Below are 25,270 nucleotides of genomic sequence, written 5' to 3' on the forward strand. Positions count from 1 at the left end.
CCTCGTTTCTTTCTTAATGTGTAAGCTCACGGTTCCAACGATCGATCCATTGTTTAGAGTCTTCATTTACAAACTTCATGTCCAATACACGCAGGCTGTTAATGACTTCATCTCCATAGGTTAAGCCTTTCGCTTCCTTTTCAGAGAGCTTGACTTCCGTATTGACAGGGGAATCCACTTTCGCTTTCGCTGATTTTTCCTGAACTTCCTTGCTTAAGATGTAATTCATGAACTCGCCGGCCAATTCTTTTTGATCGCTGTCTTTAACAATATTCACCGTATTCATCACGGCGTAGCCGCCTTCTTTTGGGGAAATGAACTTAGCATTGGGAACGGCTTCGTGTAAATCGCCAAAATACATTTCCATGATCGGGCCTGCAGCGATTTCCCCTTGCGAGAACATGTTGACGAACTCTGATGTTTGCCCATATTCCTTAACCGCATTCGGCATGATCTTTTTCATTTGATCGAAGGCTTTATCTTCATTGAACTCTTCACTTCCGCTAACTTTTGAAGCGGCATCCAAAAACATCGGTCCAGTTGTTGAAGTGATCGATGGGATCGTGATCTTCCCTGCCAGATCTTTGCTCCAAAGATCTTTCCAAGAGGTGATCGGTTTACTCACTTCATCGGGATTATAGGCAATGCCAAATTGTGCAATCGTATAGGCTGGTCCAAACTCCTCGCCATTCGGCGCTTTTGCTTTGTCGTATATATGATCAATATTCGGAATTTTGCTATGGTCCACTTTCTCAAATAAGCCTTCATCGATGCCCTGCTGTGCATAGTAGTCCGATAAATAGATAACATCCACATCGCTATTCGCTTGGCGTACTTTGTTCAATCGATCTGCATTATTTCCGGAATCAACGACAATCTCGACATTGTGCTCTTTTTCAAATGGCTCATAGACTTCCGGACGGAAGAAATCATCGGCGAATCCCCAAGTGGAAACGACTAATTTGGCTGGTTTTCCCTTTCCATCCTCTTTTGAAGAACATGCAGCTAACACTAATGTGAAAAGCGATAACATCATCAATATTTTTTTCATCATTCAAACCTCCAAGTTTTTATTGTTTAAAATTTCTTTTTTACTGATATAAATGTAAAAAAAGACAATCTTAAATAGAATTGAAATTCTACCCAAGATTGTCTTTTCTTTGTAAACAAAGATAAAACTTATCATTTGGTTCTCTAGTGGCGTTCCCTCCAGATAAATCCGAAGGGAAATCCATTTATATGATTATATAATTTTTTCCTTCAATACGATATTGGTGAATGCCAGCTGCGTCGCTGAGTCATAATCCCTCAGGACAGCTTCAATATCCCAATTCGTTTGCGTTTCCAGCTTTTGTTTCAGCTTCTTTTTATAAAGCAGGGACATATGGAAGTCAACCTCCTGCTTCAGGCTGGGAACTTCCCCTTCCAAAGCTTCAGAGCGCGGGGCACGTCGATGTTTGGCCTGAAAAGTAATCACATTCTGCTCAACAGTAACCTTCAGCAGCGTCGTACCAAAGCCGAACAATTCCTTTGATACCTCATTGTACATATGAGAAAGCAATTTCTTCGTTTCGTTAGAGTTTATCGCTAAGATGACTATCACCTGCCAAACTATCGTTTGAGGTAATTATATATACTTTCTCTTCATTGCACAAGATAATATTCGGATTTCGCACAAAAAAAATGTATTTCTTTATTAAATTGTACATTTACCCACCAATACACGAATTATAAAAATAAGCTAAAAAGATTTCAATATATTTATATAACTTTTTATCCAATTCAGCACCTTCTATTAATGAAAACTTTTTCAGAGAAATAAGCACAAGATTGAAAACAGTTGATATAACCTTGTATCGCATTGAAAACGCTCTCACGGGGATTTAATATAGCTAGTATAGAGCGATAAAAAAATAAAGAGTATCAAAGGTTCGTTAAATGAGGGAGGAATCATTATGAAGAAAGCTTTTGAGAAAGCGCAGCAGTTCGGTAAATCTTTTATGCTCCCGATTGCCGTTTTGCCAGCGGCCGGTTTATTGCTGGGAATTGGCGGTGCTCTTTCCAATCCAAATACAGTTGAAGCCTATCCTTTTTTAGACTTTGCTTGGCTGCAGGCCATTTTCACGATCATGAGTTCTGCAGGAAGCATCGTATTCGGCAACTTGCCGGTCATTTTTGCCGTAGGTGTTGCAGTAGGATTGGCACGGTCGGATAAAGGGACCGCTGCACTGGCAGCCATGATCGGCTACTTCGTCATGAACAGTTCAATAAATGCACTGCTTCAAATAAACGGGGAACTTGCCAAAGAGAATTTGGCAGGAGCCGGACAAGGAATGGCGGTCGGGATCCAAACACTGGAGACCGGTGTGTTCGGCGGTATCGTAGTAGGTATCGTTGCCGCACTTTTGCACAATAAATATAATAAAATTCAGCTTCCGCAAGTGTTAGGGTTTTTCGGTGGTTCCCGTTTCATTCCGATCATCGTTTCCTTCGCGTCCATCTTGGTTGGAGCCGTACTTTTTATCGTATGGCCTTATTTCCAACTTTTCATAAACCAATTAGGTGCGCTGGTAACGAGCACAGGCACGATCGGGACTTTCTTTTACGGATTCATATTACGGATGCTCGGGCCGTTAGGGTTGCACCATATTTTCTACCTTCCCTTCTGGCAAACAGCTTTAGGCGGAACGATGGAGATTAAAGGGCAGCTTGTCAGCGGAACCCAGAATATCTTCTTTGCGCAATTGGCCGATCCGACTACCGTCAAGTACTATGAGGGTGTTTCCCGGTTCATGTCCGGACGGTTCATCACGATGATGTTTGGTTTACCCGGCGCTGCACTGGCCATTTATCACTGCGCTAAACCTAAAAATAAGAAAGTCGTGGCCGGCTTGCTTCTTTCAGCTGCCTTGACCTCTTTCTTAACAGGCATCACCGAACCGCTTGAATTCAGTTTCTTATTTGTCGCCCCGATCCTTTATGTTTTTCATGCCTTGTTTGACGGACTTGCCTTCATGATGGCAGATATATTCAATATAACGATCGGTCAAACCTTCTCTGGAGGATTTATTGATTTTACTTTATTCGGGATACTCCAGGGTATCAGTAAAACAAACTGGATTTATGTACTGCTCGTCGGCATTCCTTGGTTTTTCCTATACTACTTCACTTTTAAATTCTTGATCAGGAAGAAGAATTTGAAAGTGGTCGGCCGTGAAGATGATGAACAGGCCGCCGTTACACAAGTAACCGCATCAGAAAGAACCCAGACCATCGTCAATGGTTTAGGCGGACAGGAAAATATCGATATAGTCGATTGCTGTGCAACCCGTCTGCGTGTCACGGTAAAGGATGAATCATTGGTGAAAGAGGACGTCATTAAAACAACCGGTTCAAAAGGCGTCGTAAAAAAAGGAAATGGCATTCAAATAGTATACGGTCCCCAAGTGACGATCATCAAAAATGAAGTGGAAGAATACTTGGGTCATTGAGAATATAGACAACGATAAGGACGTGTTAAACATGCAACAGGTGCTGGATAAAATTCACAAGAGCTTAATTGTATCATGTCAAGCATTGGAGAATGAGCCGCTGCACAGCTCATATATTATGGGACGCATGGCCATTGCTGCCAAAGAAGGCGGTGCGAAGTGCATTCGCGCAAACTCTGTAGCTGACATAATGGAAATCAAGAAAAATGTGGACCTTCCAGTCATAGCGATCATTAAACAGGTGTATGGACAAAACGATGTCTATATCACTCCCACCATGGCCGAAATTGATGCATTGATGGAAACCAAGGCGGAAATCATTGCGACGGATGCTACATCCCGGGTAAGGCCGGACGGTAAAACGTTAAAGCAATTTTATGGGGAAATACGAGCAAAATATCCAGATGTTCTGCTAATGGCGGATGTATCCACCATTGAGGAAGCCAAATACGCTGACGAATTAGGATTCGATATCGTGGCGCCCACTTTATACGGCTACACGAACGAAACGCTCGGTCAGAAAATATATCAGGATGACTATGCTGTGCTCAAAGAAATAGTGAAAGCAGTGAAAAAAGCGAAAGTCATCGCAGAAGGAAATGTCATAACACCAGAAATCGCCCGCTCTGTATTGGATATGAATGTCCATGCAGTAGTTGTGGGCGGTGCCATTACCAGGCCGCAGCAAATCACTAAAAGATTCGTCGATGCTATTCAAGAATAGAAAATGGCACATAGTAATGAAAAGACCCAGACTGACAACAGTTTGGGTCTTTTTTACGACTCATGGTTCCTCAGGTTATTGACGTCCCTAATGGATACATTAAACTATAAATACAGATAAGAAATCCGAAATGGGTGATCAAATGGAATATCTAGCAGAAAACCTCATATATGGCATAGAGTGCAGCATGGACAAGTTCACCAAAACAGAAGAAGAATTGGCCAATTATATTCTGCAGCGCCCTGAAGAAGTGAGTCAGTTAACGATCAGTCAAATAGCTAAAAAGCTTCATATTTCACCTGCAACCATTACACGTTTCTGCCAGAAATTAACCTTTTCTGGGTTTAATGAGTTCAGGCATGAGTTAAAAAGGTTCGTGGATCTCCGAAATACGCCGAAAAATATGAAGAACATCAAGCAGGTGGATTATTTTGCCAAACTGTATCAAGATCACTTAGGTATCATTGATAATACCTTTCATATAACCACATATGACGATATCCAAAAAGCTGTCTCTTACCTTACACAAGCAAATAAGATTCATGTTTATGGAATAGGGAGTTCAGGTATAGCGGCCCAGGAGTTCAAGTCCAAGTTTTTCCGTATCGGCTTGACTGTCGAAGCAATTACAGACCCCCACCAGTCCATGATGGATGCAGCTTTAAGTAACGAGAATAGCGTTGTCATCGGCATTTCCATTTCCGGAACAACGAAAGAAGTGATTTCTGCAGTTAAAATCGCAAAGAAGCAAGGCTCACGCATCTTGATCTTTACTGGAGATAAAAATTCCGAGCTCTCACAGCTTGGCGATCTATCGCTATTGGTCACGAGCAAGAACAGCATGCATATGGGGCAAAACATCTCTCCATTGCTTCCGCTGCTATTACTTTTTGATTTAATATATACAGAGTTGGTCGCTAAAGATTATAAAAACAGGATAAGCATCAGGGAAAAGACTTTAAAGGTATTGACCGAGAACGACTGACTAAAACGTATTTCACGAATCATAAAAAAAACTGCATCTCCAATTGCTAGAATGTTACTGACAATTGGGGTGCAGTCCACTTAATATGTCCTTTTAAACCAAATTCCTTATTGCTGGCATCGAACGTTCTTGGAGTCTCTCGGAAAGAAGACTATACGAAACAACTTTATTCTTGTACTGTTTGACTACATCCACGCGGTCGTTGTAAATGTACACAAATAAGCGAACATTGTTTTTTCCTCTTTTAGTATCAATCATGATTGGAATCCCACTGTTCTCTGGCTGTAAAAACAATTGCTCGTTCCCTGGGAATATATGATTTTTTTTCAAAAACTTAGCTTCATTAAAATAATGAATTACTTGAATTTTTTCTTCCCCCTCCAAACGATTTCCATCAAAGGTTACGATTGCATGCGCACCACTAATTTCCGAATGTATTTTAAATTTACTCAAAATCCAATTCACTGCATCGGTTGGAAGGCAAGTAACTAATAATTTAAGCAAACTTAAGATAATGGTCAAAATCAATACAGGCACTGTCATATTTCATCATCTCCGCTACGTTATAAATTAATGATCAATTGAAAGAGGCAGTCCATTTTTCTTTGAATGGACCGTTCTATTGCCGTGTTTCTTTCAGACTCTTTTCGTTCACATTTTCGTCACATTTGTGAACAAATTCACATTTTCCCACAAAGTAGAGTATGTCTTGTAATTCACTCATACAAACATGAGCTTTATACAACTAAGCCTATATTTCCATGCACTTTGATAGGCTATTATAGCAATCATTCACGTGATAACTTAGGTTAATTTTATTACGAAGTAGATGATGCCCACAGTTAATATTAGGGCAAGACCGATATAAATATAACTAAGGTTCAACAAATTCCCTCTAGTTGCTGCAGAATAATCACTATCACTCTTTCCTGCTAACGAAAGGGTGCCAATCAGGGCAACTAAACTAATGGCTACTACTATTATTATACTTATCGTCATGATTCAACGCCTCCCCATATCATTATCCATTTCCTTGAGCCATTTCAAATTATTCCGATTCTCATCGTATATCGCAGTGAAACTACACAAAAAATCGTTCCTGATTGGCAGGGCAAAATTAAACTTCCAAGTCTATCGCTCATCATAAATATAATAGAAAACCCTACTTCTCTATAATAAAAGAACAACCAATTTTAGGACCATCCAATTAAGTGAAATTTCCACCATCCACTTGCTGAATTCTTCCGTTCATATACATAGAAAGGTGCAAAGACTATTGTTTTCTAAACATGATTCTATTCCAAGACTTTAGGCAAAAGGGTTCGATCTAAAAGGTAAAACAAAGTGGATTGGAGAGAAAGGCGCGAGACTCCTGCGGGAAAGCGTGGCCAGGGGAGACACCGCAGGCGCGAAACGCCGAGGAGGCTCCCGGACAGCCCGCGGAAAGCGAGTGCCTGAAGCGGAAATCAACATCTAAGTTGTACAAGCCATAAAAAAGACTGTAGGCAAAAGTTGGTCGAAAAACATAACTTTCATCAAATGATATGCCTGAACAACTGACCCAAAACAACACCTTTAACTCCTCTGGTATGATTTCTAACTAAAGTTTATAAATAGTTGATTGGAGAGAAAGGCGCGAGACTCCTGCGGGAAAGCGTGGCCAGGGGAGACCCCGCAGGCGCGAAGCGTCGAGGAGGCTCCCGGACTGCCCTCTTTCTTACTGATTAAACAAAGTGGATTGAGAGAAAGGCGCGAGACTCTTGCGGGAAAAGCGCGTCTAGGGGAGACCCCACAGGCGCGAAGCGTCGAGGAGGCTCCCGGACCGCCCGCGGAAAGCGAGTGCCTGGAGTGGAAATCAACATCTAAGTTGTACAAGCCATAAAAAAGACTGTAGGCAAAAGTTGGTCGAAAAACATAACATTCATCAAATGATATGCCTGAACAACTGACCCAAAACAACACCTTTAACTCCTCGGGTATGATTTCTCACTAAAGTTTATAAATAGTTGATTGGAACGGAAGGCGCGAGACTCCTGCGGGAAAGCTTGGCCAGGGGAGACCCCACAGGCGCGAAGCGTCGAGGAGGCTCCCGGACCGCCCGCGGAAAGCGAGTGCCTGGAGTGGAAATCAACGTTCAATTGTCCAAGCCATAAAAAGACTGTAGACAAACTTATTGAAATCGAGTTTGTCTACAGTCTGAGAAGACCCTTATAAACTTTTTACAGCCTCTGCAAACCTTTTGATGCCTTCGTGAATGGAATCCTCATTTTCCCTTGCAAAAGTAAAGCGTACATATTCCTTATTTGTACCTAATGTTGAACCAGGAACGTAGATGACCCCTCTTTTGATAGATTCCTCCAGTAACTTTTTTTCGTTCAAAGGCTCCTTCAGCTTACACCACAAATGAATTCCACCATTTGGCGAAAAATACTCAACTTCTTTATGCAGGAATTCGTCAAGACTCGAAACTATTGCATCCCTTCTTTTTTCCAGCTGCCCTCTTAAGTAGTTAATATGGGCAGGAAAATACTCTGAATCCAAAAAATCATTTGCTATCCATTGAGTGAATGCGCCATGGCCAAAGTCAACCTGCTGCTTAGCATCAGATAGTCTCTCTATAACGGGTTTCGGTCCTATAATCCACCCAATTCTTAATCCGGAAGCAACAATTTTTGACAAAGAGCTTATATATAAAACATTTCCGTTGTTGTCCATCGATTTAAGAGTGGAAATCTCTTCCCCGGCATAGGAAGTTAAACTATAAGGATCGTCTTCTATAACCGGTATTCCATATTCGGATGAAAGCTCAAGAATCCTTTTACGACGGTTGATATGAAGGACAGTTCCTGTAGGATTTTGAAATATAGGGTTCAAAAAAATCATTCTGATCCGATGTTTTTTATGGAGTTCCAGTAAATCCTCTGGATTGATGCCGTCTTTATCAACCGGCAAAGGAAAAGTTCTTAGCCCCGCGGATTGAAAGATGGGAAGGTTGTAACTATATGATGGATCTTCCAATACAACGGCATCTCCTGGCTTTAACAAGCATTGGACCACCAGATGCAGGGCTTGCTGTGCACCAGAAGTAATGAGTATGGAAGATGGCTGCGTGTCAATTCTCCTATACCGTTTAACATGATTGGTTATCGTTTCCCTCAAAACCGCATTGCCCTGTGGGTGATCATAACCCAAACTACCAATGAAGGACCTATTAGCAATGATCTCACGTAAGGATTGGACTGGGAATAAGTCTTCTGAAAGCTCCCCGCTAGCTAAGTTAATAAGGTTATTCCCTTCCGTCTCTTTGCGTATTCTTTGGGTTACTGGCATATTGGGAAAAAAAGAACCCGCTTCGATATATCGATTCCAACTAGGTATACGTTTTCGTGTAATTCCCCAAATATCCTTGCTGATCATCGTTCCGCTTCCTTTTATTCGTTCAACAAGTCCATTTGCTTCCAATTCATCATAAGCCTTAACAACTGTGCTTCTGTTAACTCCCAGTTCACTCGCCAAGAAGCGTTCAGACGGTAGCGGCTTATCCAATAAAAATGTTCCATCAGCAATGCCACTCTCGATGTAAGCTGCTATTTGTTTATATAAAGGCTTCTTGGATTTTCTGTCCGTTTTCCATTCCATAAGCTACATCCTTTAAATGTTTAGTTAAAATCGTACTACATGATTAACTTAATATACTTATTCATTCCCAAAAGCAGTAAAACCTTTTATTTTCAGTATAATCTTCAGTCGAGATTATTGCACTTTTAGGATAAAAGCTGTACTGCAAAATAAAACCGAAAGCCCCCATTCCTTAAATGAAATGGAGGCTTTCGTTTCATCTTTTTCAACTCTGCAGACTCCCCTTCAGCCAAGGGCGATTCAGATAGTTTCCGATGGGGATTTGGATCAGGGCCGTTTTCCTTTGCGGACCGCTTATCTTGTAAAGTTCATCGCACATATTCACATCAAAGCCGAGCAGCGGGTGCCCGTTCATTCCGAGGGCAGACGACGCTAGCAGTAATTTCTGAACGAGCATCCCCGCCTCCATTTGCTGGATGCGGTATCCTCTATATCCAAGTTGCGTTTTGGAATAGTCCCGCTCACCAACTACATGTATGCAGATTGGCACTTGCTGAAAATTCATGATATCGAGGGACATTCCGTATTGCAATCGGAGCCGCTGATCTCCCGATTGTATCTGTTGCAATGTATGTGTCGTGCTGTCGTAAAGGTATGCACCATCTTGTATGTCTTCCACATTATACAAACAAGCATATAATGAAACGCGGTGTTCATCGTTCCCGTTTTTTCCATCCAAGTCATTTCGATAGGAGAACGAAGCGGTTGCCTCCTGCAGGAGAGAAGCCAGCTGCCATTGACTGACTTTCCCGAGTGCGAAGTCCATTTCAGGTGAAAACCGTTTCCGGCAAACTGATGCCAAGTCATAGGACAGCCGCTTCACGATAGGCAGGGCTACAATATGTCCTTCGGATTTCGTCCCATTCTTCGGACTGATCCGCCGGAATGATTGGGTGGATTCGATCATGGATGCTGCATTCAGTTTAGTCAGCATCGGAAATTCCCTGATTCTTTGCGACCGAACATAGTGTTCAGGCTGAATGACCGTCAATTCCGGCAATAATTCTGTTGAAGTGACAGGTCCATTACTATTACTTTCATCAGTACACCAAAATGCGGAATCTGCCGATAAGGGGATCACCGCATATGTGCTCTCTTCCTCTTCCGAAAGCCCGAGAAGGTGATTGATGGCCCGATCAAGGAATTGGAAGCACACCCCAGCGGTGATTCCAAAGCGTTTCGCCACTTCGAACAACTGTCCAAGAAGCACGCCTGCATCAAGACCTTGCAGACGATATGAAAAGTTATTATATTTGTAGAAGTTTTTCCAAAACATCGTCGATACAAAAACCGTGCCGAAGCATGCGGACATATCAAAGGATTCACCAAGAGCCTTTGTTAAATAGGAATCAAAATTCCCTTCCCGAAGCAAAGCCAGCCGGTGGTGTGCTGCATCATAATGATATACACCAGGAGGTAATCCCTCCATCTTCAAGTACACGTACAATTCGTTCGGATACAAAGCTCCCCCTGATGGCGGAAAACGCCGGAATGACTGCATGAGGTCCGCAGATTCAGAGGATCTCGCTACCTGACTGACTTGTGTCAGGCCATATGCATACCAGAGGAAATGACCGATTCCTTCGAGGTCCTGCTTTGAAGGCCCGCTCTCCTCCTCGAGTGTCAGCGGCACCTCCAGTGATAGTGGAAAAACAGGCAAGTCACGGTAAAGCTTATACGTTAGCGGCGCATCCTCCCAATCCACTTCCCAATCCGGCGGACTTGCCTTTTCGATATCAAAATGTAAATTGTGCAAAAATGCCTCTAGACTCATCCTCCAACCTCCTAAATCACCGATTATGGAAAAGGATGCGGATGCGGATTGAGCTGTCCGAAATCAAGCGGCCGTTCAGCATATCCAAGTTCCATCGGAACCCTCAGTATTCTCTCAAGCCCCGTTATGCGGGTAAGATGATGGCCGAATGTCATCGGCAGCATCCCCGGTATCAGCACTTTCACGCAATGTAATCCATTTCGTGCAATTTCCGGTGTCGTCTGATCCACCACAATCACCTCGAGTTGCAATCGGCGAAACTCCTGAAGGATTTCCTGCAAGTCTTCCGTCAAGTCCGGATGGTTCACCTTTTCCCCGTATTCTTCAGCGAATGTTCGCATCGGGCGGTCATCATCAAGCAAAAACTGCAGTCGCTCTTCGGCTTGCGGTAAACCGTACAGCATGCCATGATCATCCATTTTCCGTACCAGTGAAGAATCATGCAGCATTTTCTCAACCTCATCCAGATTCTCTTCCAAATTATCGTCAAGTGTCAGCATCATGCCAGCCAACTCGAAGACCGCGCTTTTCACGGCCCGGATCGGGTCCAGATGGGCCCCTGCCGCACATATGATATTCAATCCTTTTTGTTTCCTGTTTTTAGCCAAAGCCCATACGCTCGGGATACCATGTTCCATGGTCGAATTAAACAAATGGATATCATACCCCGCTGCCGCCCTCGCCCTGTCAATCATCAATTCCAGTTCTTTATCATTTGCAGAATAAGGGTCAAGACGTGTGAGCGGCAGCTGCGCATACCAGGTCAGAAGAAACGAATCACGTTCGACCACTTCCATGATGCCGTAGAAAATGGCCTCCTCCAAGCTTCCCCCTAAAGCACAGCCATTGGAAGTTTCATAGACAAACCCATGACCGCAGCCCAAGCTGTAATAGGAAAGCAATTCCGGGACCAAGATCGGCCGCTCTTGCAAAAATGAGTGGCCCCATACCCAATCTATCGAGCGGTCAGGATTAAACGGTTGAAACGGGAAATCCCGCTGTGCATAATTTTCCTTCGAGTGTACCCCTATCCTGATCGGATCGAGCGCAAAATCCTTAAGGTTGTTGTAACTGTCATGTATGACTGTCCGTTTACCGCGGGGCTCCATACCGCAATATCTTTCCAATCCCTCCAATATGGCCGTCATCTCACTGGCCGCATATGAGAGAGTACGGCCTGCCGCCCCCTCATCTCCTATGAATAAAGGCAAATTAACACTTACATCGGCAAATGGCGGCACAAGGTCGATCATTTTATTATTCAAGAAACCTGTGCGATGGTCCAAGTAATCTTTGGCCAGAACTTTATTCAGGTCTTCCATTGAACGGGTACGGTAACTGTCGGGACTGATTTTCGGACTTGGCTGTAACGTAATCCTGGCACGCTCCTTCGAGTCATCAGGTAATGTTGAGCAAACCAGACACAATGGATCTGGTAAAAATGAGTGCCACGAGCCATTCAGCGTTTTCAAGTTGATGATTGATACACTACCTTCCGAACAGGCGCGTTCTCCTTTCATCGCCCTCCTTACCTCTGCACAAATCAAGTGGGCCATCTGTAAAAGGCCTGTGCGTGATGCAGCCGCATCACGATCCATCCCCCCATTTTCCTCAAGCTGTTTGCGGATTTCCCACATTTCTTTTCGATCACGCCCAGCCATGAGATGCCTTTGGTCCGCACATTGTGAGCAGCCAGGAACATCCGGGAGCACCAACGGACCTATCACTCCCTCTCCAAATGAAACGAACCCCCGCAGCCATGGAACGCCCGCTTGCCTTATCACCTCTTCCGCCTTTAAATGGACAGCTGGATTCCAGGCATCTTGCAGCAGAAGGACCATAGCCGTCTTTTGCGGTATTCCTGCCTCGAAATCGGTTTGGCGATTCACCTGATATTGGCCGGACAGGTCCCCATGAACATAGTCGGCCAGCACTCCTTCCCCGACAACCAATACGTCAGTTTTCACCCTGATTCCTCCTCTCGCAAAAGCACCCCAAACACTCCTGCCATTTCTTCCTTCAAGAAAGTTTCCAACTCTAATTCGAATACGAAGATTCGCTTCTTATTCTTCTTCAAGACTTGAATGGCGGACTTTAATATCTCGGAATACCCTGTCACCCCGCACGAAGGAATCACAAGATTCAAGGGCTTTTCTTCCTTAAGAACAGGCGATGCCACTAAATCTGGAGCTGTGAGGCAAACGGTCTGGTTTTGGACTTTCATGACGGCCTTTTGCAACGCGTTCCGTAATGCGATCGTTACATTCAAACCGACAGCTCCGGACCAGCCGTCGCTCGTTCCTGCCCAAACTACCGGGAAACCGGACACTTCCTCACCCAACTCGATGATCGGTTCTCCTTGCAGACGGGTCAGCGCTTGTAGATAATACCTGCAGCGTTCATCTTCCACTTGAGCCAACTGCACCGACACGAGTTTCTCCTGGTTAAAACGCTTATTGTCAAGCTCTTTATCCAAATAGCTTTGCAGCCCACGGCATACACATTCAGCAAATGTTTCCCCTGCTCCGATACCGACGACTGACTCCTTTATATCTTCTGCCCCCTGAAGCGGTGTAAGAGTCGGAATGAGCTGGCTGAGTGTTCGGGATACATATGCTTCAACTCCTGAAAAACCGCATTCCCTTCTCGCTTCCTCATGCGTCAGATCTGAACGGATGATTTCGGGCAGCAGTTCGGCCGGACCGGACGACAGCGGATCAACAACCTGAACTCGGCATTGGGCCAACGGCAGCTGTTTTAAATCTCCCTCATCCCAACGATGAAAAATCCCGGATTCCGAGGATGTCAATCGGCTGAAATACATAAACACCTTACCCGGCTTACTCGGTTCCGATTTCTGTTCGAGCCGCTGATCAAAATCTTCAATCCATGCAGCAGTCCCCTTTCCCGTCACTCCCGGATGGGGAATGAATGGATGCCATTTTCCCTCCATTGTATCCATATCCAACAGATAAAAATGATTGGCTTGTTCTGCAGTCGTAACGCCTGTAGCCTCTTTAAACCATTCGAATACCACGATATTGGCCAACATCGCTCCGGCTGTCGCTGAAAAGGAAGATGGTGCCTGGTTCTTTTCCAGCTCAGCTTGATGTAAACGATGCCAGGCTGACTCCCAACACCCCTTGGAATCCGGATGGACAAGCGGACCAGCCATGCCTACTTGATTGATGATCAATGCAGGAAACAGGATCTTTTTCCCTTGCCTGCAAACCGAATGAAGTTCTCTTAACTCCTCTATATCACCCTCTTGTGACACATATATAATTGTGTCAAAAGGCTGCACGATTTCCTGCCATTCAATCTCTTCTCCCTTTTCAAGCACGACCTCCCCTATGGAAACCTCGTCGTCCGTCTTACGCGCATGCGCCACGATTTCATTCAATCTTTTTCTATTGGTCGGTACCGTGTCCGTAATGAAGATTTGGAATGCGGGCAATCCGGATTCCAACAGCGAGGACACCAATGAAAGGAACAATGGGCCAGAGCCTATGGCCAACGCCTTTTTCTTTCGATAAGTTTCAAAACGGTAAGCCCCGGAATCGCCGCAGCTTTCCAGGAACTCGATTTGTGAAGCATACCTTTCAAGTACTTGATTCCTCAATTGATGGGGACTGTCCTGACTTACATCCCGTACAAACCCATTGCCGTACAAAACCTCGGCAATTTCCATCACCCTGTTCCGGTATGGGCCAGGCAATCCATCCGTCAACTCGCTCAATGTATGGTTTCCGTTGAACATCGGTAATAGCTTTTCAATCCACTGGACGATCGAGCCGCCCTCCATACGGAACGAACTTATGTTATTCCTGAAATACACACCTCTATTCGGTTCCGGAAGAAAAAACGTATCTCTCTTCACTTTCAAACGCATAGAAGGGGTCAAATTCACCATTCCGCTCCTCCTAACCCGATGCATTTTAAGTACTGCTATTAGCACAGCACTTCACTTTAATCCTATGTACAACAATTTGTCCCTTATGTCTAATACAATAAAGAAAAGTCCCTGTACATGCAGGGACTTCCTTTAGTAAATCTGGATACTTAACCGCCGCAACGTCCGCAACGACCGCCGCAACCTCCGCAGCGTCCGCAGCCTCCGCAACCTCCGCAACGGAACCCACAACCTCCGCAACGACCGAACCCACAGCCCCCAATAAAGCAACCAAGGCAACCAAAACAACCAAAACCGAAACCAATGAGTCGGGAATCGTCAGCAGAATATCCTGGCTGGATCTGGCTTTGATCCCAAGGAACTGGCTGAGTTACCTGGAAATCATCGACATACAGGTTTTGCAATTGATTTTGAAATTCATACATATTATATAACCTCCGTTTATTATTTATAAGGTAGTGCTTAGAACAGGAAATCTGAACGAAATGGTCAGGGAATTGATACCACGTCAAATACTTCCTCCAACAAAATATGTCAGGGGAGTGGGTATTGCCACTGATTCAAATGCCTATTTTTATTGAATCTTATGTGGCTTAGTGCAAATGAAAAACTTCGAAACAAAGCTGAAAGAACCTGGAACTAAGTTGGCAAGCCAAGGATAGGAGCTTAGCTTATCAACTCGAAAAGGGGTCTGGTGCTAGTTAGAAACATAGAACCTCAATATCCTTCTCATCTATGAATTACGATACTACTCCAAACAATTAATGTATGAAATTCAATCTTGCTTCGAAACAAAATAAAGCCCTTGCACTAACTTATACAAGGACTTTACTTAATCACTTTGAATTTTCTTTTGGTAAATCTAATGTTGGAGTTCGATCAAAGAAATTCCACGGTTTTAACATGGCGTGTACCCATTCCGTTGGCATCATTGGCCATTCTTCAGCTCGTGCTATATGAGTTGCACCTGTGGTCATCCATACCACATTATCTGTATTGTCAATGGAACCGTTGTCTGCCGAATATTGTCCTAATCCTGTATCTGTTTTGCTGCGGTTCGGATATTTACCTTCCGGATATCGCTCATCCGGGTCATAATTTGTGACCCACAACTGCTTGTCCATAAAGTTAACTCGCTTAAAAAGCCAGTCATCATCACTAAATAAGGCTCCTTTGGCAATCGGGTGAGTGCCTCCTGCAAAAGGGATGATTTGATAGGAAACAGGATTTCCTACCTTATTCTCCTTATTAAGATTACTGAACAGTCGAATAGTGGAAGAATCAAATTTTTGAATCGACTCTTGCTCCGTCTTTACTGTTTTTTCTTCTGTTACCATAACACTTTTGCGTGGACCGCCCTCTTGATTTTTTTCTACCTTTGGATTAATTTCCATTAGGGAATTACTTTCGCCATCAACATCTAGGTCAAGCCTGAAATTGTAAATGTGCTGGTGAGTGGTTCCGACAATATTATTATCAAGCAAAGTACCATATTTTGTATCCTCTTTTGCAGTTTTGTCATGCATTGTTTTTGATTTAACACCTTTTACTGCTTCAATACCGGATGCTCCTACATCAATATTAATTATTCCATTTTGTGATAGCTTCCAATCAAAGATATAATCATAGTTCCCTATTGTACTAACCCAGCGAACCACTAATTCACGGCGTTCACGGCTTTGATTTTCTTCTTTAAATGTCGCAAGGTCGGCATGTTTATATTCTGGCCCCGCATATTGTTCAAATACTGCAATGGCATTTTTAATAACGTAAGGATTGCCCGAGTTATCTGCAATTGTTGCATCTAGCAGCACGGCGTTTTCTGGTACGTCAGCTCCAAGTTCTAGCGGTGCAGTTAATGTGCCCATTCCATATTCACCAGCATCCAAATAGGACTTGAAGTACCAGCCAACGTCAGGATCTCCGTAAGGAACTATCATCCCACCCAGCGATCCTTCATACATGATTTTTCTTTTTTTCCCATGATCATCATAAGTAACGGTTGATAACACAGGTCCTACCCGAGTATCCAATCGCAAGTGGAAATCCCAGTTTTGCCAGCTAATCGTATTTCCTTTTATTTCATAGTTCTTTCCTTCAGGCTCGGTAATGTTAAGCGGTTTTACATCGGATTTCTTCTCATAATCTCTACCATCATATGCGTTTAATTGCATCGGGATTGGAATGACACCTTCATCTTCTACTTTAATAACCGCTTTCTTTTCAAGATCTACAACAGCGACCAAATTTTCAATAGGATGCGCCCAAAAATTCCCATCACCTGTATCCAAATAAGATACTATTTTCAATAGACGCTTATCATGCTCCAATTTATCTTCACCATCGAAATAACCTACTGTCAATGGGGTCGCAACGACCTTTTTAGGGTCATCTATCCCCCGCTTTTTTAGCGCTTTTGCATAGTCTTCACTTGCTTCAATCGCTCCTTGAACAGTAGCAAAATCATCCAGAATTAACATGCCATGAACGCCGTCCATTTCATTCCATGAAACTAGTTTTTTTGATGATATATTCACTTCACCCTCAATAACTTGTTTGCCATTCAATGCAATGAACTCTGCTTTTCTTGCAAATGCGTTGTCTTTTTTCTCTTTATCGTACTCCCACTCCCACACTTTCTTTTTTTCGGGAAGCTTCAGTGTAATTTCTGTAAAACGAAGAGTATCTTTATATTTCCCTGCCTCTTTGATTACATTAACCACCGCTTTAATTTCTTTAGGAGTTAAAGGATCTAAAGGATGATAAGCTTCTTTTATTTTAGCTGTTTGCTTGATGTCAGGGAGAACTTCATTCACAAAATGATCAGTTACGTAGATTTTCTCATCTTTTTCTATCACGTTTGATTCAAGTGTAATCGCTTTTCCATTAATATACGCTTTATCAGAATCAGGTATTATTTTTATGACCGTATCATCTTTTTCGATGGTGATTTTTTTTGTAAAAAAACTCCAAAAATCAGATTTAACAGTTGCACCAGTACCTTCTAAAGCTGTTTCCAGCTTAATTAATTCCACTTCACCGCCATGAGCAGAAGCATCGTTATTATGAATTAGTGAATAAGGAGAGAATATGAAAGTTAGTGCAGTTATTACAATAATTGCTGCTTTGAAAGTTCTTTGCTTTGTTTTCATAGAATGTTTCCTTTCATTATTTATTTTCAACTTTCATTAGCTAATTAATAGTCTTAGCCACCGTACCAATTTAAGCCTTTTTCACCTAAATCAATCCATACACTCTTTGAGTGTGTATACATATCCATGGCTTGTACCCCTAATTCTCTACCAAATCCACTTTGTTTCATTCCTCCAAAAGGAGTTGTACTATCTAGCATACTGTACGTATTCACATAGACAGTTCCTGCTTGGATACCACGCGCCATACGATGAGCTCTTTTTAAGTCATTGGTCCATATCCCTGAAGCTAAACCGTAAATAGTATCATTTGCTTGTCGTAGAGCATCCTCTTCATCTTTGAAGCGAATAACCGACACAACTGGTCCAAATATTTCTTCACGCGCAATTGTCATTTCGTTGGTTACATCTCCAAAGATGGTAGGTGTGAAATAATATCCATTTTTCTTGCCTCTTTGGCCACCTGTCACTAATTCCGCACCTTCTTCAAGACCAACCGCTACATACTTTTCAATCGTCTTTAACTGTTGTGCGGAAACTTGTGGACCCATTTGTGTTGTCGCTTCAAGGGGATTTCCTACCCGTATTGATTGTACTTTACTAGCAAAAAGATCCATAAATTTATCATAAATACTTTCTTGAACAAATAAACGAGAACCAGAAGCACAAACTTGACCTTGTGCAAAGTAAATGCCAAACATCGCTCCATTAACTGCATCTTCAAGAGTGGCATCGTCAAATACAATGTTAGGTGATTTCCCTCCCAGTTCTAACGAAACTGGTTTCAAGTTTTTTGTAGCTGCTTGCATAATTAAGCGACCCGTGTCCGTTGACCCCGTAAAAGCAATTTTATCGACGTCTGGATGAGAAGCTAAACCAGATCCCACGGTTGAACCTGGACCGGGTACGATATTAATCACCCCATCAGGAATACCGACTTCTTGGAACAGTTTAGCCAGTTCTAAAATACTTGTTGATGTTTCTTTTGCTGGCTTAATAACAATAGTATTTCCAGCAGCTAAAGCAGGAGCTAATTTCCACATCGTCAGCATTAAAGGAAAGTTCCAAGGGACAATGGCGCCAATTACACCTAATGGTTCTTTTAGTGTGTAGTTGAAACGATTGTGAGGTGATGCTAATGTATCACCCTGAACCTTATTTGCAAGTCCTGCATAGAACTCCAGTACATCTATGGTGGAAGGAAGCGCTATATGCTTGGTTTCATTGATTGGTAAACCATTATCTTTTGATTCTACTTCCGCTAAAAGGTCTGAATTCTCCCACATTTTCTGAGCCGCTTTATACAGAAGTCTACCTCGGTCACAAGGAGACATAGTCGCCCATGGTCCGGATTCGAACGCTTTTCGAGCTGCTTTAACTGCATGGTTTAAATCTTCCTCGCCCCCTTGTGAAACAAGGGCATGAACTTCTCCTGTGCCAGGATTAATCGTTTCAAATGTTTCTCCTGAGAGTGAATCCGTCCATTTTCCATCGATAAATAGTTGATATTTTTTCATTTTCTCCACCTCTTATTTATTTTTTTGATAAAACTTCGAAATTACTAACCATACAATTTTGAAAAACATAGGTTGCTAGGTTTCCTTATGTGATGCGTATCTTGAATAAGCTAAAAGCTCCTAACTTTGTTTACACGCAGCGTTGGAAAGCGATTACATTTTTTTGATTTTTCAACATGGATAATGAATTCTAAATTCTTGTTTTTGGTAAATAGCATCCATTAAAAATGAATGTCACAGGAGTAATCCCTAGCTCTTTAAACTTCTTACGATAAACTCTATATTCAGATAGATATGTCATAATATAGTCTGAAATCTGCTCATTTATAGTGCTTCTATTTCAGCACGAGTTAGCGTTTCAATTTCTGAATTGTACATGAATGCATACCTCTTCATTATTTTATTGATTTTTTTAAAGAGATAGAGTAATTAGTAACTCTAAAAAACATATAAACATACCAAAAAAATTAACAACCGTTACAAAAACGTTATATTAAAAACCAATACTCTCCTTCAATTAACCTTAAATCAATAACTCAAAAATGTACTACGCATCCACTTATTCAGTTTGGATGAGATGTTTATTTTCCTACCACACACACTTCCTTTTCTTTCATCTCCTTAGGTTAATTTTAAAAAGTCTTTCTAATTTATTAACTATTACATTAATTATTTTATATTATCCAGAAAAATCAGAAAATTTACTATTACCCAAATGGGTCATTTTATATCAAAAAGTAATTCATTTTATTTTAAAATGTTATATAATCAAAAAAAATTAATATGGAGGAAAGCCTATGAAGGATATGTCTAACCCCAGCTACAAAAAAATTTTATCTTTTATGGATGAAATTACTTTTACTAATGAAAATTTCCGTGAAAAAGTACTACAGACCTTTGAAAATTTATTTGGTTACTGCCAATCTATTTTTTGGTTATGTGATGATAATAATGACTTGTTCGAACCTATTACGTTAAATATAGAGAAATATGTTATGGATGATTATCTTAATAACTTTTATCAATTAGATTTGCTGGTCCCAAAATATAATATGCAAAAAGGAATTAAACAAACTGTTATAAAAAACCTTGATTTACTTCCGCCTGAATTATATGAAAAAAGTGTATACTACAATGATTTCATGTTAAAATATGGATTTTATTATGATGTGAGTGTTTTTTTATATGATAGAAACAGTATTAAAGGTGTTCTGAATTTCGTTAGATCCAAAAAGGAGAAGCCTTTTAGTACATCCGATATTATGTGTTTAGAGGTTATTTCTAGGTTCTTATCGCAAAAAACAAGCGATTTCCCTCATCTTTCTGTAAGCGTTGCCAAAGAAAACTTAATTAATCCTTTGAAAAATAAGATTCTGGCTAGTTCTCAAGATCTCAGACAACCAGATTTAACATTAAAAGAAGCAGAAATATTACAACTGGTTCTAAAAGGGCATACCAATATCACCATTGCCAGCGAACTATTTATTAGTGTTAATACAGTAAAAAAACATTTGCAAAATCTTTATAGAAAGTTTGATGTCTCAAACCGAACAAGTTTATGCTATAAAATTGTTAAACCTTAAACACAATCAAAAAAAACCAGAAGGTCCCCAACACCCTTCTGGTTTTCATATTAATTGCCTTACAAATAATTTTTTTGTTAATCATTTACAATGAAAAAATCCTTATTATAAAGATTGCCCCCCTTATTGATGGGAGAATCACTTATGTACTGCCGTATCCAATCAGGCGTTTCTCCATGTCTTTTCAAAATATAAGAAGGCTGTATAGAATCTTTAATAAGAATCCACACATCACTCTTTCCAATTAGTTCTGCAGCTGTTCATAACGATTCCAGTTCACCGATTTTTCCAGCACGATTGATATCAATACGCCCATTATGAGCCCATTCGTCAAAAATGGCTGTAAAAGCGTGGGAACGTTCGAAAATGCATTTGGCAGGATGTTCATCAAGCTCACTCCAATCAATACTGGTACGGCAAGCCTGAATATCGTGTCTGAAGTGAAATGCTGACCCTTGAGGCTATTGAAAGCCGTACCGAACAGCTGAAGGTAAGCAACAAACAATACTGCATTCCCGACTGTTATCGGCATGGTGGCCAGGAAAGCGATGAAAGGAGGAATGAGCCCAATTATGGCCAATAACATGCCTCCAAGCAAGAAGGGCCTCCGCTCATAGATTTGAGTGCTCTGCAAAAATCCGATGGATGAAGTAAAAGGTGTATACGGAACAAGGCCAAGCAACGGAGCGAAAATGGTAAAACCGCCAGTCATGAATAAAGAATTTCGATACTGCTTGTGTTCAGCTTCATCACCGATTAATTCCGATGCGGCTTGAATGGAAGCGAATGTGTTGCACAAATTCAGTAATCCTGCAAAAAAGGATATCGCTATGATCCCGAATTCCAGGTTTGGAGCACCTAATGGGAAAAATGAAAAAGCGGCACCCGTCGATCCCATTTCTCCCCCCGCCTCCGGAAATAACAGCTCGTAAAAAATCCATCCCACCATAATCCCGATCAATATGGAGAAATTGCTTATGGTCCTTGGTCCTTTTATCTTTAATATACTTACTAAAAGTACAATCCCCACTGATAGGAAACTGACCGGGATGTTAATTTCCCCATTATCCGTAATCCCCAGCATCCCCTTGAAAAAAACAAAGATGAGCTGGAATGTCAGAAGGAATAAATAAACCGTCATGACCATGGGGGTAAAAATCTTCTGGACATAAGAAATCAGGTTGAAGGCAGCAATAATGAGGGTCACGACACCAGCTGCAATGAGGCCAGTAGCAATTCCCCCTCCTACCTCTGCATAACCGAGCCCTATGGATGGTGCTGATAACCCTAAATTCAACATCACTCCCCACAATAGACCGGAGTGACCTTCCATAAGTGGATACTTATGCCCCTTCCACCCCTGAAACACACAAGCGATCCCGGTGAAAATGAGCGAGCTTCTCATGGTCATTTCCGTAACATCGGGAGGAAGATCAAAAGCTGCGCCAATCGATATGGGCACTACTACCGTATTTGCAAAAATAAAAAACAACCATTGAAAAGAAGAAAATAGAGTCACAGAAGAACTCCAACTTTTCATAGATTCCATCTCCTTTGAACATGATACTTTTGAAGCTCATGGTTAATTTCAATTGCCCTTCCATTGAAAAAGGCGATAAGACAGCACCATGCTAATAAACGCGGTCCCCGGACGGGGCATGCGATATGATAACGTTACCATTAATAGTAACAAAGACTGCGGCTCCCAGCTAATTTGTTGGCTTGACTAAGGCTGCAAGGCAAATGGACAGGGATAAGCGAGTCTGCTTAAAATATATTTGTGTAATAACGACAATGACACGGAACGGAGTCCAATATAGAAAAAAATCACTTCCACAGCATATAACATAAGTAAGTAAAAGTACATGGAAGCGGAAGCCGTTCCATAACCAAAACGAAAAAGGAAATCCGGAAGTATCCGGAAATCCTTTTTCGATTAGTCTTACCGTTCAATTGACTGCTTTTGTTTAGACAGTGAACCGGAAACTACGTTTCCTTTATAAATGACTGCTTTACGTTCAGAACGCCTGGCTACTGCCTCTGCAGAACAGCTTGCGTCAATTAACACCAGACTTGCGGCATCTCCCGCTTTCGGCCATACCTGGTTACCCTTTTCGTCCAATGGGGTCCTTCCGCCGGTTATATACCCGAGTGTCCGGGAAAGTGAAACTTCATCAATCCATTTGAAACGTTCTGCGAGCCTTCCTGCTCTCTCCAAGATGTCACCATTCCCAAGAGGGGACCATACATCAAAGATATTATCATTTCCTACTGATACTTCAACCCCTCTTTCATGTAATAAATCAACAGGGGGCATCTGCCTGTTAATAGGGACACTGGTGACGATGGAAATCCCCGCATCCCTAAGAATGTCAGCCAAATCATAGGCTTCTTCCTTGGATACGTCCCCGATACCGAAAGCATGGCTTAATGCTACCCTGCCTTCCCAACCCGCCTGCTTGGTCAGAGCTGCCAAGCGTTTCATGGTGAACGTGCCCAGATGGCCTGGATCATGCAAATGCAAGTCCACATCAGCGTTCGCTTCCACTGCTAAATCCATCAATTGAACCAGCGATGCTTCAATATTGTTATCGACTGTTGCTGGATCGACCGCCCCGACGATTCCTGCCCCGTTTCGCAATGCCTCCCTGACAAGTTGGACTGAACCGGACCGCAACAATCCGTGCTGCGCAAATGCGACTATTTCTGAACTGAGTCTATGAGAATAGCCAGCAAGCGCCTGCTGCACTTGCTCTAAGTTTTGCAATCCCGCTTCAGGATAAATATCAACATGCGTCCGTATATGTGCAGAGCCGGAAGCTAAAAGGATTTCCAGTAAGGATTCTGCACGTTTACATGTGCTTGTTGCAATGGAAGGCAGAACCCGCTTCTCATTTTCAAAGCGTTCAATGACACTTGAAGAAGGAGTGCACGCTCTCCAAACATCCCCCATCAGTGTCTTATCAAGATGAACATGCTTTTCGATAAAGGATGGTAACGCCAGCAACCCTTTTGCATCCTCCACCGCTAAATCATCATGTATGGCTTCCCCATCTTTGACAATCTTCGCAATCCTTCCATCCTCCATCAACAGATGAAATAGCCCGGTCATCGTTCCTGTAACTCTTTCATTCTCTTTCTTGAAACCACATTCCAAACGAACATTCTTTAACCAATAGATTGTATTCATGATCTTCATCCCTTCTTGAAATAGACCTTCAATTCGACTTCAAGGCAGATTCGCGATCGAGTCCGCCGTATACCAGATCTCCATTGACTATAACCGCAGCACGCTCCGATCTCCTGGCAACTGCCTCGGCAGCGCAAGATGCATCCACAAAAACCATACTAGCGTCATTTCCCACATTCGGCCATAAACGATTTCCTTCAGGGTCCAGTGTCTTGATCCCTCCCGTAATGAATTGGAGCGATTGGGACAATGCATACTCGTCCTTCCAGTTGTACCTCTCGGCCAATCGGCCTGCCTTTTCCAGCATATCCCCTGTACCGAACGGGGACCAGGAGTCATAAAAGCCATCGCATCCGAGAGCAACATGGACACCTTTTTCATGCAGTGAATCAATCGGGGGAATGACCCTGTTGATCGGAACTGTAGACATGATCGCTATCCCCAGTTTTGATAATTCACTGGCCAGTTCATTTGATTCTCCTATTGAAACATCACCAAGTGCAAAAGCATGACTGATGGCCGCTCTGTTTTTCCACCCTGCTTCATCGATCAAAGAAGCGAGTTTCTTTATCGTATATAAACCTTGATGACCGGGATCATGAATATGAATATCAATATCCGCATCAAATTCAACGGCCAAATCGACCATTTCATATAGGGAAGCTTCTATATTATTATCCACGCCGCCAGGATCCAGGCCGCCCGCCAAAGACGCCCCTTCTTTCATCGCTTGTCTCATCAACCCTTTTGAATTCGTTCTTAGCAGTCCATGCTGAGGGAATGCGACGATCTCGTATGTCATTTTCCCTCTGAAACTACTTAGCGCCTTTTGAATTTCCTCCAAGTTCTTCATACCGATGTACGGATCGATGTTAACATGCGTCCTTACATGTGTTGCCCCGCCGCTTAACAATAATTGAAGCATCCGTTCAGCCCGGAGCCGTCCGGTTTCAGCCAGTTCAGCAAGCTCTTTTGCTTCTAACTTTAATCGTTCGATTAAGTTCGGAACCGGAGTGCATGATTTCCATGGCAGTCCTAAATAAGTCTTGTCAAGATGGTTATGCATCTCTTTAAAAGGAGGAAGTGCAAGCAGCTTTCTCGCGTCGAGAACGGGACCAACCGTTTTTAAAGACATAGTTGAAGCCACTTGCAAATCCTTTATGATCCCATTTTTTATATACATGTTGTATGTAGCTGTTTGCGTCCGATCAATTCGTCCATCCTTAAAAACAAATCCACTATCAAGTGTAACGTTTGTAAGCCAGTATGCTTCATTCATCAAATCACTCTCTTTAATAGAAG

18 protein-coding genes are annotated in these 25,270 nt (G+C 42.4%); 4 read left to right on the forward strand and 14 right to left on the reverse strand.

Going from position 1 to position 25,270, the window contains the following annotated elements; translation table 11 throughout:
- Positions 1-13 precede the first annotated feature (13 nt).
- Both ACFVS1_RS17210 and ACFVS1_RS17215 read right to left on the reverse strand, forming a co-directional pair.
- A complete protein-coding gene (locus tag ACFVS1_RS17210; protein ID WP_387549418.1) occupies positions 14-1,051 on the reverse strand; it encodes an ABC transporter substrate-binding protein in 1,038 nt (345 codons plus the stop codon).
- A gap of 192 nt (positions 1,052-1,243) precedes the next feature.
- The gene (locus ACFVS1_RS17215) at positions 1,244-1,549 is read right to left on the reverse strand and encodes a DUF2294 domain-containing protein (RefSeq protein WP_081113038.1); all 306 of its coding nucleotides are present in this window, start codon (positions 1,547-1,549) and stop codon (positions 1,244-1,246) included.
- 406 nt (positions 1,550-1,955) lie between these two features.
- On the opposite strand from ACFVS1_RS17215, the gene ACFVS1_RS17220 reads away from it, so the two are divergent.
- From ACFVS1_RS17220 to ACFVS1_RS17230, 3 genes are all read left to right on the forward strand, one after another.
- Positions 1,956-3,491 carry a maltose/glucose-specific PTS transporter subunit IIC gene (locus tag ACFVS1_RS17220; protein WP_352922539.1) on the forward strand — a complete coding sequence of 512 codons (1,536 nt, stop codon included), beginning with the start codon at positions 1,956-1,958 and terminating at the stop codon, positions 3,489-3,491.
- Positions 3,492-3,522: 31 nt separating this feature from the next.
- Entirely contained in the window at positions 3,523-4,215 is a 693-nt protein-coding gene (locus tag ACFVS1_RS17225) for an N-acetylmannosamine-6-phosphate 2-epimerase (protein WP_387549009.1), read from the forward strand.
- A gap of 142 nt (positions 4,216-4,357) precedes the next feature.
- Positions 4,358-5,200, forward strand: a complete 843-nt coding sequence (locus tag ACFVS1_RS17230) for a MurR/RpiR family transcriptional regulator (RefSeq protein ID WP_352922544.1) — start codon at positions 4,358-4,360, stop codon at positions 5,198-5,200.
- A 93-nt stretch (positions 5,201-5,293) separates the two neighbouring features.
- On the opposite strand, the gene ACFVS1_RS17235 is transcribed toward ACFVS1_RS17230, so the two are convergent.
- The 9 genes from ACFVS1_RS17235 to ACFVS1_RS17275 form a co-directional block, all read right to left on the reverse strand.
- A complete protein-coding gene (locus ACFVS1_RS17235; RefSeq protein ID WP_387549011.1) occupies positions 5,294-5,743 on the reverse strand; it encodes a YfmQ family protein in 450 nt (149 codons plus the stop codon).
- A 261-nt stretch (positions 5,744-6,004) separates the two neighbouring features.
- Positions 6,005-6,199 carry a hypothetical protein gene (locus ACFVS1_RS17240; protein ID WP_352922549.1) on the reverse strand — a complete coding sequence of 65 codons (195 nt, stop codon included), beginning with the start codon at positions 6,197-6,199 and terminating at the stop codon, positions 6,005-6,007.
- A 1,209-nt stretch (positions 6,200-7,408) separates the two neighbouring features.
- The gene (gene pdxR, locus ACFVS1_RS17245; protein ID WP_387549013.1) at positions 7,409-8,839 is read right to left on the reverse strand and encodes a MocR-like pyridoxine biosynthesis transcription factor PdxR; all 1,431 of its coding nucleotides are present in this window, start codon (positions 8,837-8,839) and stop codon (positions 7,409-7,411) included.
- 205 nt (positions 8,840-9,044) lie between these two features.
- On the reverse strand, positions 9,045-10,613 hold the full coding sequence (locus ACFVS1_RS17250) for a SagB family peptide dehydrogenase (protein WP_387549014.1): 1,569 nt from the start codon (positions 10,611-10,613) through the stop codon (positions 9,045-9,047).
- Positions 10,614-10,636: 23 nt separating this feature from the next.
- Positions 10,637-12,580: a TOMM precursor leader peptide-binding protein gene (locus ACFVS1_RS17255; RefSeq protein ID WP_387549016.1), complete on the reverse strand. Its 1,944-nt coding sequence runs from the start codon at positions 12,578-12,580 to the stop codon at positions 10,637-10,639.
- A complete protein-coding gene (locus ACFVS1_RS17260; RefSeq protein WP_387549018.1) occupies positions 12,577-14,526 on the reverse strand; it encodes a putative thiazole-containing bacteriocin maturation protein in 1,950 nt (649 codons plus the stop codon). Before ACFVS1_RS17260 ends, ACFVS1_RS17255 begins: the two co-directional genes overlap by 4 nt.
- Positions 14,527-14,675: 149 nt before the next feature.
- Positions 14,676-14,951, reverse strand: coding sequence for a heterocycloanthracin/sonorensin family bacteriocin (locus tag ACFVS1_RS17265; protein WP_352927211.1), 276 nt, complete (start codon positions 14,949-14,951; stop codon positions 14,676-14,678).
- Between the two features lie 411 nt (positions 14,952-15,362).
- Positions 15,363-17,678 (reverse strand): copper amine oxidase, encoded by a 2,316-nt coding sequence (locus ACFVS1_RS17270; protein ID WP_387549019.1) that lies wholly within the window; start codon positions 17,676-17,678, stop codon positions 15,363-15,365.
- Between the two features lie 53 nt (positions 17,679-17,731).
- Complete coding sequence (locus tag ACFVS1_RS17275) at positions 17,732-19,195, reverse strand: aldehyde dehydrogenase family protein (RefSeq protein WP_387549021.1); 1,464 nt, start codon at positions 19,193-19,195, stop codon at positions 17,732-17,734.
- Positions 19,196-19,992: 797 nt separating this feature from the next.
- On the opposite strand from ACFVS1_RS17275, the gene ACFVS1_RS17280 reads away from it, so the two are divergent.
- Positions 19,993-20,778 (forward strand): response regulator transcription factor, encoded by a 786-nt coding sequence (locus ACFVS1_RS17280; protein WP_352927190.1) that lies wholly within the window; start codon positions 19,993-19,995, stop codon positions 20,776-20,778.
- Between the two features lie 244 nt (positions 20,779-21,022).
- Here the strand turns inward: ACFVS1_RS17280 and ACFVS1_RS17285 are convergent, their stop codons facing one another.
- The 3 genes from ACFVS1_RS17285 to ACFVS1_RS17295 form a co-directional block, all read right to left on the reverse strand.
- On the reverse strand, positions 21,023-22,318 hold the full coding sequence (locus tag ACFVS1_RS17285) for a uracil/xanthine transporter (protein ID WP_387549023.1): 1,296 nt from the start codon (positions 22,316-22,318) through the stop codon (positions 21,023-21,025).
- Positions 22,319-22,720: 402 nt separating this feature from the next.
- Positions 22,721-23,968: an amidohydrolase gene (locus ACFVS1_RS17290; protein ID WP_387549025.1), complete on the reverse strand. Its 1,248-nt coding sequence runs from the start codon at positions 23,966-23,968 to the stop codon at positions 22,721-22,723.
- 28 nt (positions 23,969-23,996) lie between these two features.
- Entirely contained in the window at positions 23,997-25,247 is a 1,251-nt protein-coding gene (locus ACFVS1_RS17295; RefSeq protein ID WP_387549027.1) for an amidohydrolase, read from the reverse strand.
- Between the last annotated feature and the right edge of the window lie 23 nt (positions 25,248-25,270).

Origin of the sequence: Peribacillus sp. NPDC058075 (assembly GCF_042885195.1) — a bacterium.
In the GTDB taxonomy this organism is placed as follows: Bacteria; Bacillota; Bacilli; order Bacillales; family DSM-1321; genus Peribacillus.

Bases quoted from the DNA above. Each gene is read 5' to 3' on its own strand.
- ACFVS1_RS17280 (WP_352927190.1), top strand. From the start codon at position 19,993: ATGAAGGATATGTCTAACCCCAGCTACAAAAAAATTTTATCTTTTATG.
- ACFVS1_RS17290 (WP_387549025.1), bottom strand. From the start codon at position 23,968: ATGAATACAATCTATTGGTTAAAGAATGTTCGTTTGGAATGTGGTTTC.
- pdxR (WP_387549013.1), bottom strand. From the start codon at position 8,839: ATGGAATGGAAAACGGACAGAAAATCCAAGAAGCCTTTATATAAACAA.
- ACFVS1_RS17230 (WP_352922544.1), top strand. From the start codon at position 4,358: ATGGAATATCTAGCAGAAAACCTCATATATGGCATAGAGTGCAGCATG.
- ACFVS1_RS17295 (WP_387549027.1), bottom strand. From the start codon at position 25,247: ATGAATGAAGCATACTGGCTTACAAACGTTACACTTGATAGTGGATTT.
- ACFVS1_RS17260 (WP_387549018.1), bottom strand. From the start codon at position 14,526: ATGGTGAATTTGACCCCTTCTATGCGTTTGAAAGTGAAGAGAGATACG.
- ACFVS1_RS17275 (WP_387549021.1), bottom strand. From the start codon at position 19,195: ATGAAAAAATATCAACTATTTATCGATGGAAAATGGACGGATTCACTC.
- ACFVS1_RS17250 (WP_387549014.1), bottom strand. From the start codon at position 10,613: ATGAGTCTAGAGGCATTTTTGCACAATTTACATTTTGATATCGAAAAG.
- ACFVS1_RS17270 (WP_387549019.1), bottom strand. From the start codon at position 17,678: ATGAAAACAAAGCAAAGAACTTTCAAAGCAGCAATTATTGTAATAACT.
- ACFVS1_RS17265 (WP_352927211.1), bottom strand. From the start codon at position 14,951: ATGTATGAATTTCAAAATCAATTGCAAAACCTGTATGTCGATGATTTC.
- ACFVS1_RS17225 (WP_387549009.1), top strand. From the start codon at position 3,523: ATGCAACAGGTGCTGGATAAAATTCACAAGAGCTTAATTGTATCATGT.
- ACFVS1_RS17285 (WP_387549023.1), bottom strand. From the start codon at position 22,318: ATGAAAAGTTGGAGTTCTTCTGTGACTCTATTTTCTTCTTTTCAATGG.
- ACFVS1_RS17220 (WP_352922539.1), top strand. From the start codon at position 1,956: ATGAAGAAAGCTTTTGAGAAAGCGCAGCAGTTCGGTAAATCTTTTATG.
- ACFVS1_RS17235 (WP_387549011.1), bottom strand. From the start codon at position 5,743: ATGACAGTGCCTGTATTGATTTTGACCATTATCTTAAGTTTGCTTAAA.
- ACFVS1_RS17210 (WP_387549418.1), bottom strand. From the start codon at position 1,051: ATGAAAAAAATATTGATGATGTTATCGCTTTTCACATTAGTGTTAGCT.
- ACFVS1_RS17215 (WP_081113038.1), bottom strand. From the start codon at position 1,549: ATGTACAATGAGGTATCAAAGGAATTGTTCGGCTTTGGTACGACGCTG.
- ACFVS1_RS17240 (WP_352922549.1), bottom strand. From the start codon at position 6,199: ATGACGATAAGTATAATAATAGTAGTAGCCATTAGTTTAGTTGCCCTG.